The organism is Dyadobacter sp. CY312, assembly GCF_021390535.1.
Lineage (GTDB): Bacteria > Bacteroidota > Bacteroidia > Cytophagales > Spirosomataceae > Dyadobacter.
Genome location: NZ_JAJUXG010000011.1, coordinates 76,164 through 90,722, shown reverse-complemented (window position 1 = coordinate 90,722; position 14,559 = coordinate 76,164). Strand labels below are relative to the sequence as shown.

Sequence of the window (14,559 nt, the reverse complement as noted above, 5' to 3'; positions counted from 1 at the left end):
ACTACCGGAATTAAAAACTTGCTTTTGAAGACTCCCAATTTCAAATCAGGAATATATACCCAATACTTTTAAATACATCCAAGATTGCACCGGGTTCCCTTATATCTGTTGTACTAAAAAGTAGTAAATTGCGCCCCGTTTGACATCATCCTCAATTGAATAGAGATTATGATACCGTCAAACAGTATAATTTTCTGAATATAATGATTATAGAAACTGCACAGCGAACCCGGCAAACATCGGAATATTACTTTTCCGTAAAGCTGGCTGAGGTTCGTAAACTCATTGCGGAAGGGCACGACGTAATACATTTGGGTATAGGAAACCCGGATATGATGCCTTCTGAACAAACCATCGATGCTTTGTCCGAAGCGGCTCGTAAGCCATTGGCGCATGGTTATCAGCCTTACGTAGGCACGGTTACATATAGAAACGCAATTGCAGCTTATTATCAGAGAACTTATGGCGTAACCCTGAACCCGACTTCGGAAATCCTGCCCCTCATTGGCTCGAAGGAAGGCATAACACATATATCGCTCACATTTCTCGATCCGGGTGATGAGGTTTTGGTGCCCGAATTGGGTTATCCTGCTTATCGTGCGGTGAGTAAAATGGTGGGCGCTGAGGTGAAGGAATATCCGTTGCGTGAAGATTTTGGCTGGCAGCCCGACTGGATCGCAATGGAAAAACTGGTGACGTCACGGACAAAAATTATGTGGCTTAACTATCCGCATATGCCTACTGGTGCACCGGCGACCAGGGAATTGTTTGAAGAAGCTGTTGCTTTTGCAAAGAAGCATAAGATATTGCTATGCCACGATAATCCATATAGCCTGGTGCTGAATAAAAAAGCGCCACTTAGCATATTGTCAATAGAAGGCGCCAAGAATGTTGCAATCGAACTCAATTCTATGAGTAAGTCGCACAATATGGCTGGTTGGAGAATGGGTTGGATGGCTGCTGCAAAACCTTATATTGATGCGGTGCTTACAATCAAAAGCAATGTAGATTCAGGGATGTTCTGGGCTTTGCAGGAAGCTGCTTCGGCAGCCCTTGGAAATAGTGATGAATGGCATGCGGAGCGTAATGCAGTTTACCAGGGAAGACTCGAAGCCGCAGAGGCATTTCTAAATACACTAGGCTGCACCTGGGATCAATCCCAGGAAGGAATGTTTCTATGGGGGAAACTTCCGGATTCCGTCGAGTCAGCTGAGACGTTGGTGAATTCACTGCTTATTGAAAAACATGTGTTCATCGCTCCCGGATTCATCTTCGGACCAAAAGGACAGCGGTATATCCGACTGTCTCTTTGCATGCCTAAGGAAAGGATTTGGGAAGCAGTGGAGCGGGTTAGGGGAAATTAAGAATTGACCGGGGGCGTGGGCGACAGTTAAGAATGAGAAATTAACCGGGGTCACGCTTGACAATTAACTGGGTTGCTCGGTTGATAATTAAGAATTACGGCTCTGTGGGAGTCTGCTAATATAGAAATACAATGGTTATCAGTATAATAGGTGTTGGTTTGCTTGGAGGCTCGTTTGCGTTGGGACTTCGTGAAAAGTATCCGCATGTTAAATTTGTCGGGGTTGATAGTTCTGTTGTGAACCAGAAAATTGCATTGGCAAAGGGAATTGTTGATGAAATAGTAACGCTGGAAGAATCACTTCAGATAGCGGAGCTTAATGTGCTTGCTACACCTGTGGACGTGATCACTACTTTGCTTCCATACATGCTCGACAGGCTTCCTGAGGGGCGTACAATCATGGATTTGGGATCAACAAAAGAACAAATCTGCAAACTGATTGAAAATCATGCGAAACGAAGTCAGTTTGTTGCTGTTCATCCGATGGCTGGTACGGAAAATTCGGGCCCGGGAGCTGCTTTTAAGGAGCTTTTGGAAAACAAAAACGTGATCATCTGCGACAGGGAAAATACACATCCAGATTCACTCGGACTTGTAGAAACCTTCCTTCGGGATGTTGGCATGAAAATCCATTACATGAAACCGATCGAACACGATCTGCATCTGGCTTATGTATCGCATTTGAGCCACATTAGTTCTTTCGCTCTTGGGCTAACCGTTTTGGATAAAGAACGTGATGAGAGAGCTATTTTCGATATGGCAAGTACCGGTTTTTCGTCTACCGTAAGGCTTGCTAAAAGCTCACCTCAAATGTGGGCTCCGATCTTTGATCAGAATAAACAAAACGTATCCAAGGCACTGGGCGACTATATCGAATTGCTGAAAAAATTCAAAGACGCCATTGATAATAAGGATATTGACACCAGTTTGTCGATCATGAACCGCGCCAATGATATAGGAAGAATTTTGGCGGGTATTGAGAAGAAATAGGGGTTCTGTTTCTAAAAAATTGTTAACTTTCTGTCTGTTAAAATGACGATGTTATGGAACTACCATTGAAAATCAATTCCATTGCGAAGTTTACAGATGATATGTTTTTTGATCTCTGTCAGGCTAATTCGCAGTTATTATTAGAAAGGGATAAAGAAGGTAATATCATTGTTATGGCACCAACAGGATCTGATACAGGATTTTACAATTCAGATATAAATGGTCAGATCTGGCTTTGGAATCGTCAGTCTAAAGCAGGCTATGTTTTTGATTCTTCTGCCGGATTTACACTGCCTGACGGCGCCGTGCGTTCACCTGATGTATCCTGGATAGCAAAGGAACGGTGGGAGGCTATTTTGGAAGCCGATCGTACCAAGTTTGCTCCTATATGCCCGGATCTTGTTGTGGAGGTAGTGTCAGCAAGTGATAATCTTTCGGATTTGAAAAGAAAAATGGAAGAATACCGCTCCAATGGCTGCAAGTTGGGTTGGTTGATAGACCGCTTCAATAAAACCGTCTATATCTACCGCAACGCCGGATTGGTTGAAACGAAAGTTGGAGAAAATACACAATTGAGTGGGGAAGAATTGTTGAAGGGATTGACTGTGGATCTTCACTTATAATATTAAGGCAGTAATAAGACTGGCTACCGAAACAGAAATTTAAATTTTCTGACGGTAATCAGTCTTATTTTATTAGTAGCTTTCAGTAAGAAATTTCTTCTTTTTAAGTAATGCCCGTTCTATCCTAAGTGATACTTGCCGTTACTCATAAGTTTCAATCTTGTAACGTTACTCTAATCAGGACATGAAAGGATTCAAATTTTTGTCATTGCTATTGCTCATTTTTCTGCTGAGTTGCGAAGGGAAGGAGGAGAGTAAGCGGATAAGCTTACCTTTTGAATATCACCAGGGTTATGGCCCATTCATACCCGGGTGGTCTATACTGAATGGAGAGCGTAAAGGAGATCCTGAGCAGGATGAATGGTTACGTATTCGTTTGCCAATCAAAAATATTCCAAAAGGGTGGTCTCATGTAAAAAAGGAACAGGTGTGGCTTGATCATCGTCAGCTGCTATATCAGAATTACAAACAAGGGAAACTTAGCAAAGGATTTTATGAAGGGTTACAGAAATCATGGAACTGGATTCCAGATGAAAAGAACCTGTCGGAATCGCCGATAAAGAGCTCAGTTTACGTGATTTGGGGCGTAGATCAGAACGGGAACTGGGCTGCGATGATCGATACGAATAATAACCTTGATTTTGGAGATGAAAAGCCGTTCAACCCGGAAGTGATAGGGAATGGTAGCGTAAATAGTTTTAAAAAGTACACGGAGCCTTTTATAGTAAAGTATGAGAAGATTCGTAATGGAAAGGTTGTAACGGCTCAGGTACCGATGCTGATGAAGCAACTTCATGGAGATTTTGTATATAATTTCCCCAGATTTGCATCAAGTAAGCTGACTGTGAATGGGAAGGAGATAGAGATACTCATTTCTTCCACCGGTTTTACAAAGCCAAGTTTTGAAAGAACTGCCATTGTTGCCGCTCCTGCGAGAATAGAGGAAGTAAATCTGGCCAAGAGTGATTTAGTAGAAGTTGATCAGGTAATTAGTCTGGGGAATTTGTTAGGTGGTAAAAAATATAAAAACCTGGGAGTTGACTGGTATAGTGAAGTTCTGATGTTGGAGGGATTTGATCCTGGCGATACAAAAAATGAACATATTATTCAGGTAGGAAACATGTTGGAACCGTTTGAGGCGAAGGAATTTTTATCCCAAAAAAATATTGCCTCAAATTCATTGAAAGGGAAATATGTCTTCATCGATTTTTGGGGAACCGGGTGTCGGGGTTGTGTGGCTGCTCTACCCAAGCTCAACGAAATTTACAGTAGGATTGACAAAACCCAGGTTGAGTTTGTTGGAATAGCAGGTGATAAGCCGGTCACTTTAACGAACGGGATTAGTAAATACCAGATTCAATGGCCGCAAATACGATCCGATTCTGTAAATACATTGTTTGAAAAATATAAAATTACAGGCATCCCAACCAGCATATTAATCGATAAAGAAGGAAGGATTTTGGATATGAATCTCAGTCCGGAAGAGTTAGATGAGCGGCTGGAAAAATTATTAATTCCACAAACTCTTTGATTTTCGATCATCCTTTAAAATGCAATAAGACCGGAAACGCACATTTGTTCCCCCAAATCATGCCATTCTTGACAGATTTGGGAGAATTTAATTCTAAGATGCTAGTAAAGAATTCCTTATTTCAAATCCTTCATAATCTCGTCGATCGCACGTTGAAGCTGTGGATCTACGTTGTTTAGCCTTTCGGAGAATGTTTGTTTGACATAAATGTCAGGTGTAACTCCTTCCTGTTCAAGGTTTTTGCCGTCAAGCGTGTAACATCCCCATGCAGGCAGGCGATAAAAAGAGCCATCGACCAGTCCTTTGCCGGATGTGAATATAATCCAGCGGTAGGTTTCCGTGCCGATAATTTTTCCAAGTTTAAGTTCCTTAAAACCGGCAGCTGTTACTTCTGCATCGGAGAGCGACTGTTCATTAATCAGCAGCACAATAGGTTTGGCTGCTACGCCAAAGTTTGGCTGTGTAGTGGCTGCTCCTTCCCGATATTTCCATTTCATATACGGTTTTCTGGCTAAAAAATCCAGTACAAGATCATGGACATTTCCCCCGGTATTGTTACGTAAATCGAAAATCAGTGCGTCTTTTTTGTACCAATCGCGAGTCATGTCGACTACGAATTTCTCATACTCAGCCAGTCCCATGTTTTTCATGTGTACGTATGCAATCCGGTTTTTGCTGTTTTTGTCCACATATTCCTGATTCCAATCAATCCACTCATCATACAGGTTTCCGTTTAGCGAAGCCTGTGGATGGATTTTTACCGTGTAAGTGGTATCAACGCCTTTACGTTTTAATTTTAATTCAACTTCACGAACGGAAGAAGGTTTGGTGAAATACCAGTCACGGTTTTTGGTAGTATCCACTGCAATTCCGTTGACATGCGTGAGGATATCACCCGTAAGGAATTTTTTATCTTCCTTATCTGCAGCACTCCTTTTAATAACACGCTGAATCACATACGGTTTCCCAGGTTCAAAAAGCAATCCCGTTTCTATCGTGTTGGTTTTGTAGTAAACCGACTCCTCTTTGCCAGTGGAACGCAACCCGAGGTGTGAAGCATTTAGCTCACCCAACAAATCATTGAACAAAATACGGAAGTCATTCCGACTTGTCAGGTAAGGCAAAAAGTACGCGTACTTGTCGCGGAGCGCTTTCCAGTCCGCTTTATGGAATGTTTCATTGTAAAAATTTTCTTCCACACCAGCCCAGGCTTCATAAAACATTTGATGAAACTCATCAGACAGGTTTTTCTGAAAGGTGAAGCTCACGTCTATGGCCTCTGTTTTCCCTTTGTCAAAATCAAGGGTTTTAATTTTTCCATCAGCCAGGATGTAATACTTGTCGCCCGCTGCCGCCACTTCAAAACCGTTTGCATCATCCACTTTTTCGGTTTTGGTGGGTTCGAATGGCTCATAGGTTGTTTTCCAGATCGCTGTTTTTCCCTCGCCGTGGTCGGAGGTATAAAATACATAGGTTTTGCTGTCCTTCTGGATCACGTACGGCGCTCCCTGGCTTCCAAAAGACGGACTAACCAGTTCAAGCCGATCCATAATATCGGCCAAATCTATTTTTATCGGGACCAATGGTTTCTCTTCTTTTTTCTTGGCTGCTTCTTTTGTCTTTTTAGTTTCCTTTCCTTTTTTATCCTTGTTAGAATCTTCGTTATCATCTTTCTTTTCCTCTTTTTTGAAGAGCTCATCAAACTTATCTGTCCTGTAAGGTTCGTCCAGTTTGGTTAGCTCAAGGCGGTACACCTTCGGACTTTTTGGACCAAACGGGTAAGACGGGTTCATCCTGTCCGATGTAAAATAGAGATACTTGCTGTCGGATGACCACACAGGCCCATTTTCTGAGATACCGGTTTGGGATAAATTGATCGTTTCGTTCTTCTTGATATGATGCAGGAAAATATCGGTTTCAAAATCGCGGTAAGCGGTGAACAAAATGTATTCCCCGTTTAGCGAAAAAACCGGAGTATCATTATAAAGCCCCCACAGTTCCTCTTTAAGGAGTGTTTTGCTCTCCATTGTTTTCAGATCCAGGATTCTCACTTCATTACGCCCGCTGAGGTATACTCCTGATGTTTTGTCTTTGTTCAGACTAAGAGCACGGTTGCTTTGCGTATCCTTCGTGATCTGTTTTTCCTTGCCTTTTCCGTCAGCAGCGATCGTAAACCAGTTCTGATACCCACCCACGGTCTGGCTGAATACCAGTGTAATGCTGTCCGAAAGCCATTTAACCTCCAAAGCCCGTCCATTGGCACGCGTTGGAAGTTGTTTGACAAATTTCCCTTTGATATCCGAAACAAATAGCTGTCCTCTGGATGTGAAGGCGATTTTCTTGTTATCAGGACATACATCAAATGCGGAGATCTCATTTTTAATGTCAAAATCCTGTAATTTCGGAAGGGTTATATTTCGCATCAGGTCTGGTTTTATCTGTTGCGACTGCTTTGAAGCAACATCATAAATCCAGAGTTGATAATCTTTTTCGAAAATAACCTTACTACCGTCCGCACTGACCTGAGGCCGTTTAATCGACTCCGTGAACTGGGTCAGCACTGTCTTCTTTTGGTTAATGAAAGTATATAAATTGTAGTTGCCATTCTGTTCGTCAGAAACGAAGTAAACCTGGCCGTTTTTGTCGGCGGTGGGCCACATGTCTTTTCCACGGTAATCTGTATACTTTTTATATTCTTTTGTTTTCAGGTTGTACGACTGGATGTCGGGATTGAAGTCGCCTTTGTATCCTTTACGCATCGCCTGGTTGTCACTTTCCCAGGTATCATTGAAAAACACTTCGTCACCTGCCAGAGCCACATTGTGAACCCGGTTGAAATAATGAGAGAAAACCCGTTCCGGCGTTCCGCCATTTACCGAGATTTTAAAGGTTGTACCGCTGTTTTGGGAACCAGATTCGAAATAAATGGTTTTGGAGTCCCATGACCAGGCTTCTACCAGATCGTAAGTGCTGTGATAAGTAAGCTGACGGATAAGCCCACCCGTGGAAGCAACCACATAAACGTCGCTATTACCGTTTTCGGTGCTGCTAAATGCGATCCATTGCCCGTCGGGGGAGAAATGTGCATTGGTTTCTTCACCCTGCATGGCGGTTATGCGGGTGGCCGCACCAGAGCTTATATCAACCTTCCAAAGATCTGAATCAAAACTGAAAACTGCTGTTTTGGCATCCGGACTTAGTGAAGGGTAGGAGGTGAAATAAACTCCTGAATTCTGCGCGGTAACATGAAGTGAAACCAGCAGTGTAAAAGCAAGTAGTAAATGTTTCATTGGGATAAGAAGAGTAACTTGTTTGTCGCCAATAAAATTGCAACTAGTATTTTGTTTTACAAAGCGCAGCCTGGTCTTTTGAGTTTAAGGGGTGTCATGGACTGTTTTAATGTGCATCGAAAATGATTTCGGTATTAAAAAAAGGAAGTGTGGTCTGGTAGCGGCTAAATGATTAGCGCCGTAAAAAACCGGTAGTCAGGTTAATTTACGGCGCTAATTTTCTTACAAACTCTTCATAATCCCCAAATCCCTTTTCTCTTTCCATTTACCTCTGGTAAAGTCGGGGAATTTAACAGGAACGTTTCCTTTATTTACCGAAACTTCGGAAAGCGGAATTACTGAACTCCATGTTGAGGCATCGTAAACGTCCATGTCCATAGGTCGACCGTTGTTAAGTGCGTCTATGATCCTGTATATCAATACAAAGTCCATTCCGCCGTGCCCGCCATTTACTTCAATTTCTTTTTTTAATTTATCCCAAATCGGATGTTTGTATTTGCTTTTGTATTCGCTGTAATCCGCTTCTTTAAGGAAAGCATGACCTTTGTCGATGATCGAAAGTCTGCTTGGATAACCTTCATGATAAGCATGTGTACCAGCCAGCGCATTGATACGGTCATACGGACGCGGAGACACCACATCATGTTTCAGCGTGATCATGCGCCCTTTATTCGTTTTGATCATTGAAGTATTCATATCTCCATGACGAATCGTTCCTTTAAATCCGGAATAAGGATGCCCCGAAGGAAGTTTCTTGATACTTTCTGACAGGGATGCTTCCAGACTACTCATGGAAACGATGTGCTCAAAGCGGTCGCCGCGAAGAATCTCCAGATACTGTGCAACTGGACCGAGTCCATGCATCGGATACAGGTTTCCGTCGTGTGCTATATTTTCCTTCAATCGCCAGAAATCGTAATATCCTTTTTCACTCAGCATCAAGTCGGTCAGGTTGTGGATATAGGCCGCTTCTGCATAAGTAAGCGTTCCAAACACTTCTTGCTGCACCATGTTTAGCACCCACAACTCTTCGTCGCCGTAACAAACGTTTTCCATCATCATGCAATTCCGCTGAGTTTCTTCGGCGGTATTCACAAGTTGCCAGCATTCGTCGATGGTCAGTGCAGCAGGAACTTCTATCACCACATGTTTTCCCTGTTTCATGGCATAAACGGCCATAGGAACGTGGTCTCTCCAGGGCGTTGCAATCACAACCAGATCAATATCGTCGCGTTTTACCATTTCCTTCCAGGAGTCAATTTTCCCTGAATAAGTAACAGCGTCCTGACCTTTCTCTTTCAGCTTTGCAGCCGATTTTGCTACACGGTCAGGCTGAATGTCACATATGGCAGTAACCTTTGCTTTGTCGGGAAACAAGGCTGCAAATTGGCTCACATGACCACTTCCACGAGCTCCGATACCGATCAATCCAACCTTCACTTGTTTGATGGGAGCCACTTTCAGGTCAATTACGGATTTACCCGTAGCTGGTGGCGCCTGGAATCCTGGATATTGCTCACCATCCAAACTAACAGGATCGTGTTGCGAAAAACCATAAAGGCCCATACTGCCCAGCAGACCTTTTTTTAGAAAACTTCTACGTTCTTGACCTGAGTTCATTGATATGAAAGATAAGATTAGGAATAGTCAGTACTGCTGGTTCACAGCACTTTGTTTTAATTTATGGGTTAGGAATAGTCGGTAATTCAATGATATTATCTTGTCAGCAGTCGCTTATCTGTACCTTCTGCTACTTTAATCAAATAGGCAGTACCTCCTGCTTTTTCAATTGCCTGAGCCACGAGTTCGGGGTTTTCAGGTGCGTAGGCAAACATACATCCTCCTCCTCCGGATCCGTTGATCTTGGCTCCAAACGCGCCTGCGGCAAGTGCGGCGTCAATCATTCCGTTTATTTTTGGTGTTGATACCTTCTTGGCATCTCGCAAACTTTCCTGGTGAATACTTAGCAGCTGACCAAAACGCTGATGATCTATGTCGTTAGCCTGAAACATCTGCAACGCCTCTTTTAGAACGTCTCTGTCAGACAAGTTACCTTTCAGAAGTGTATATTCAGCTTCTGTTAATAAAGCTTTAAAATCAGAAGCCAAATCTGCCGGGAACGTATGCAAAGAGAATGTCGGGTCTTTCTTTTTTATCTTATCAATGGCATCCAGCATACCGAATTTCACATGTTTTAGCACGCCAAGCGTGTCTTTTGCCTGCCGTGAATCTCCAAGCACAAAGGTGCCCAATGCCGGTTGGAATACTTCAAGCTTAATGGTTGGAGTGGATTGTAGGTAAATCACTTCGCCTACCGAAGTAGAATAATGATCCATCATACCGCCCGGCTCACCAAATTCCAGCACTTCGGCACGGTAAGCAAGTTCACCTATTTCTGCGCGCGTTTTGCTCACAGGAACATCAGCCATATTGGTCAGAAAATTGATCCAGGCAACTAGTAATGCAGATGAACTTGATGTTCCCGAATTAATGGGAATGTTGCCATGCACTGTTACCTCTAAGCCTCTTGAAAAGTTGAATCCATCGCGTTTAAGAACGTTGATTGCGCTTTTGAAATAATCACGCGGACTTGTATAAGGTATTTCAGGTAAAAGTTCGAATGATTCCTGCTGATCGATATCTGGCAGGTGAATTACGATCTGATTGTCGGGTCGGTAGCCGCCCGTTATTGCTATTCGTCTCGAAATAGCTGCTGCAATGACTGGTAATCCCAGATAATCCTGATGCTCGCCGAAAAGACATATTCTGCCAGAAGCAGAGGTTGTCAGAATGGGACGCATCTTGCTGATAGGGTATGAAGGATTACTTATAATTGATTTGTCAGAGCTCATGAACAAATTTAGATTGCTAATGTCAGGAAAAGAATAATTGTGGTATCGAAAAAGGTTACTGACTGTTGCGCAACCGATTGCGCCATTCAGCCAATCGTTTGCGCAAATTTGCGCAGTAATGTAAATGTAAGAGTTGTTCGGAATTTATAAGGTGTAAGATTGCACTTTTGTGAAATTTTACACCTGTCAGGTTTATTTCATACGAAATAAAAGGGAGCTGTCTGCGGTAGGTGTTATCGGATGATCAGCTTCGGTTCAATCACAATTTCCCTTGGTTCGTAGGTATCGGGAGTTTCCATTGCTTCAAGTAAAAGTTGGGCTGCGCTGCTGCCGAGTTCGCCGGGGAATTGCTCAACCGTAGCAATAGGCGGGTTGTCAAGATAGGTGCAAAATGACAAATTGGAGAACGTGACGAAACTGATGTCCTGATTGATTTTTAAACCTCTTTGTTTGCATACTTCCATGGCATCAAGTGCGATGTAGTCATGAAAAGCCAGAATAATTCGTGGCCTGTTTTCAAGATCCAAAAGCTCATTTATTTTCAGTACTGTATCTTCTTTGGTGAGGTTCAGATTTTTAACATACTGAATATCAACAGGGATATTGTATTTTTTTAAAGCATCAACGTAACCTTTCTCCCTTTCCGAGGTTGCCTGAAGCGAATTCGGTCCGTTCATCAGGGCTATGTCCGAATATCCTTTTTCAATCAGGTATTCCATGGCATCAAATGCTGCTTTGGTGATGTTTCCATAAACCGCACTGTAACGGGGATGTTTGAGAACTCGGTCAAAAAATACGATTGGTACCTTATGCGTAGCATTATTGAAATGGCTTTTGTTATAAGTTTCCGAAGCCATTGAAACCAATATTCCATCCACACCATGCCGGATCAATGAGTCCACAGCAGCAGCTTCCCGCTCATAATCGTTTTTGGACTGCATCACCACCACACTATATCCTTTCTCCATCAGGGTTTCTTCTATGCCCGAAAGTGCTATTGAAAAGAATTGCTCAGTAAGATAGGGCAGCACCACTCCCACGTTGAATGACCTGTTGTTTTTGAAGTTTATAGCCCTGCTGTTAGGCTGATAATGTAATTCTCTGGCTAACTTCTGCACCTTTTCGGTAGTAAGAGAGCCGATTCTGGGATGATTTTGCAATGCGCGCGAAACCGTAGAAACAGAAACACCAAGTTCTTTGGCTATTTTCTTCATGGTCAGGTTTGCTTGCATATCGGTATTGTTTTATCAAAAGCTGGTTTTACTCCAAAAGGGTAGTGGTCATTTCAAAGGTACGAAATTAGCGATCTTTTGAATTAAGAGACCTGAGACGAAAAACAGCAGATGCATTGGCGCACCTGCTGTTTTAAACGACTTTTTTATACCTAAACTTCTTTGTCAGCTTTCTTTTTCGCTCCAACAAAACAAGCCCCGGCTATCAGCGCAACCAGAAGTATAGAGCTCACAAGGTCGATTTTTTTTCCGGTTGTTACCGAAACAGGTTCAAATTTGAACACGATCGTATGTTTTCCGGCCGGTACTCTTAGTGCACGTAATACATAGTTTGCACGCAACACGTCGGCTGGTTTACCATCAATGGTTACCTGCCATTCGTTACGAACATTGTAGTAGATTTCAGAGAAAACAGCCAGTCCTTCATTTTTAGAGTTGCTTTCGTAAATCAACTCGTTAGGCTTATAGCTGGTTAGTCTGATGTTATCCGTCGAATCCTTTTTGAGGGTCAAACCCTGCAATTTATCAGCGAATTTTTGGTCCAGGACTGCCTCCTGTTTTGTTTTTAAAGAATCCAAAGCGGCCATTTCTGCGTCAGCATTCGGAACAACTTTGAAACTTTGAACAAACCATGCATTTCCGTTCGCATCCGGATTTGGTTGAGCGATCTTATTGCCTTGTTGGTCGGCGGTGATGATATACTTTGCATTAAGCATATTAAGTATATCTGGATTTGAATTTTGTTTAAAAACCTGTCTTTCGAACAATTCTTGATATCTCCTAAGCTTTGCTCCATGATATCCACCAAGAGACTTATGAAAATAGGAAGCGTCGGCACTGTTAAAAGTTGTCTGAGGCGAAGATGCATCAAGCACCTTATAGTTTGGATCAGGATCTTTCATGATTTGTTCGTCAGCAGCACTTGGTGCCACTTTGGCCTCCGCCGCAAAACTGCTTACGAAGTCGTCATTATTCAGATAACGTTTGTCAATGCCGAACATATCAAAGATCATCAGCAAAATCAGGGAGGTGTATAATACAATTGGTTTTATTTTGTCTTTCATCCAAAGCCAAACGAGTGCGGCTGTCAACAGAATGAAAATAAGACTCCTGAAAGCATCACTTCTCATCAGACCGGCACGATCCTGCACAATGGAATTTACAATTTGCTGTGCAAATGTTGCATCCTGAATATAGTAGGTTTGGATGGTTTGAAGGTCTTTGGGTGACTGGAAACTGAAAAACAGCGTTGGCATCAGGGCCAGTATCAGCATTAGTCCTCCCGTAATTCCCAGACTTGTCAGGAATGGTTTTTCCAGTTCTTTCCAGGTTAGCTTCTTCTTAACAATTTCAGATAATGCCAGTACAGCCAGTACGATCATCAGCAATTCCGCAAGGGAAATCACCATCGTGACCGCCCTGAATTTGTTGAACATCGGGAAATAGTCAAAGAACAGGTAGTTTATACCTGCTACTGTTTTTCCCCAGGCCCATACAATGTAAAGTGCAGTGACGCCAACAATCCAGTATTTTAAAGGGGTTTTTACAATGAAAATTCCTAATACAAACAAGAAAAATACGATGGCTCCGAGGTAGTATGGACCACCCATAATAGGCTGCTCGCCCCAGTATAATGGTAATTGCTTTATTACATTTTGGGCTGTGGCAGCGTCTATACCGCGATCCACAAGTAATTTATAAGTTTCAGAAGTATTGCTTAATGGTCCTTGCGATGCCCCGCCATAGGCGTTCGGAACCACAAGTGTTAGTATCTCACCTATGCCGTAGCTGTATGTAAATGCATATTCTTTGTCCAGACCGTCTTGCGCTGGTGCATTTTGTGTAGGCGTTACGGGAGAAAGTTCCGATTTGCCACGTATGGTTTCTTTGGTATAATCGGATGCATTCCAAAGTCTTGTAGTGTGTGTTCCCACAGCAACTACACCTGCAAATGCCAGACCGGCAAGTATAAAAGTAAGCTCCTTTATTGCTCCTTTTTTGATGAGGCCAATACTTTCGATAATCACCAGTATTACTATGCCGACACCCAGATAATAGGTAATCTGGACGTGATTGGCATATAATTCAAGAGAGAGGAAGAGGGCGGTGACAGCTGCGCCGGCGAGCCAGTTTTTTCGGAACGCCACAAAAATGCCCGCTAAAACGCCCGGAGCGTACATTACTGCGATGATCTGGGAAACGTGCCCGGCTTCCAGATTGATAATATTGAATGACGAAAAAGCAAATCCTATTGCTCCCAAGGCGGAGATCCAGCCGCCGGCTCCTAATACCAGAAAGAGGATGTAGGCTGATACCATTCCGGTAAGCAGGTAATTGGCAGGTGCAGGTAATATTTTATTTACGATCTGGCCAATTTTGGTAGGTAAACTGGTAGAGTAATCGGTACCGATCATGTAAGCTGGCATTCCTCCAAACATGCTGTTGGTCCATTGCGACCATTCTCCTGTTTTTTCATGATACATTACAACCTCCCTTGAAGCAGCCTTGGCTTGCTGGTCGTCATGCATATTTAGTTTTTTGCCTTGTAATACCGGGGACACATAGGCAATTGATAAAATCATGAAACCAACTACCGCGATCAAATGCGGCCAGATACGTTGCCAGGAAATCAAATTTTTCATTTTATTAATATTAAGCTGAATCAGTCTTTATACTGG

Annotated in this window: 9 protein-coding genes; 4 read left to right on the top strand and 5 right to left on the bottom strand. The window is 42.8% G+C overall.

What is annotated here, in order from left to right; all coding sequences use genetic code 11:
* Nucleotides 1-203: 203 nt before the first annotated feature.
* The 4 genes from LZG71_RS15360 (at nt 204) to LZG71_RS15345 (ending at nt 4,507) form a co-directional block, all read left to right on the top strand.
* Nucleotides 204-1,364 (top strand): pyridoxal phosphate-dependent aminotransferase, encoded by a 1,161-nt coding sequence (locus LZG71_RS15360; RefSeq protein WP_233821775.1) that lies wholly within the window; start codon nt 204-206, stop codon nt 1,362-1,364.
* A 131-nt stretch (nt 1,365-1,495) separates the two neighbouring features.
* A complete protein-coding gene (locus LZG71_RS15355) occupies nt 1,496-2,353 on the top strand; it encodes a prephenate dehydrogenase (RefSeq protein WP_233821773.1) in 858 nt (285 codons plus the stop codon).
* 53 nt (nt 2,354-2,406) lie between these two features.
* Nucleotides 2,407-2,976: a Uma2 family endonuclease gene (locus LZG71_RS15350; protein WP_233821771.1), complete on the top strand. Its 570-nt coding sequence runs from the start codon at nt 2,407-2,409 to the stop codon at nt 2,974-2,976.
* A gap of 184 nt (nt 2,977-3,160) precedes the next feature.
* Complete coding sequence (locus tag LZG71_RS15345) at nt 3,161-4,507, top strand: TlpA disulfide reductase family protein (protein WP_233821769.1); 1,347 nt, start codon at nt 3,161-3,163, stop codon at nt 4,505-4,507.
* A 116-nt stretch (nt 4,508-4,623) separates the two neighbouring features.
* Here the strand turns inward: LZG71_RS15345 and LZG71_RS15340 are convergent, their stop codons facing one another.
* The 5 genes from LZG71_RS15340 to LZG71_RS15320 form a co-directional block, all read right to left on the bottom strand.
* Nucleotides 4,624-7,797 (bottom strand): S41 family peptidase, encoded by a 3,174-nt coding sequence (locus LZG71_RS15340; protein WP_233821767.1) that lies wholly within the window; start codon nt 7,795-7,797, stop codon nt 4,624-4,626.
* A 222-nt stretch (nt 7,798-8,019) separates the two neighbouring features.
* Nucleotides 8,020-9,417 (bottom strand): Gfo/Idh/MocA family protein, encoded by a 1,398-nt coding sequence (locus tag LZG71_RS15335; protein ID WP_233821765.1) that lies wholly within the window; start codon nt 9,415-9,417, stop codon nt 8,020-8,022.
* Nucleotides 9,418-9,512: 95 nt separating this feature from the next.
* Complete coding sequence (locus tag LZG71_RS15330; protein ID WP_409013633.1) at nt 9,513-10,649, bottom strand: mevalonate kinase; 1,137 nt, start codon at nt 10,647-10,649, stop codon at nt 9,513-9,515.
* Nucleotides 10,650-10,882: 233 nt separating this feature from the next.
* Complete coding sequence (locus LZG71_RS15325; protein ID WP_233821763.1) at nt 10,883-11,881, bottom strand: LacI family DNA-binding transcriptional regulator; 999 nt, start codon at nt 11,879-11,881, stop codon at nt 10,883-10,885.
* A gap of 152 nt (nt 11,882-12,033) precedes the next feature.
* On the bottom strand, nt 12,034-14,523 hold the full coding sequence (locus LZG71_RS15320; RefSeq protein ID WP_233821761.1) for a YfhO family protein: 2,490 nt from the start codon (nt 14,521-14,523) through the stop codon (nt 12,034-12,036).
* Nucleotides 14,524-14,559 lie beyond the last annotated feature (36 nt).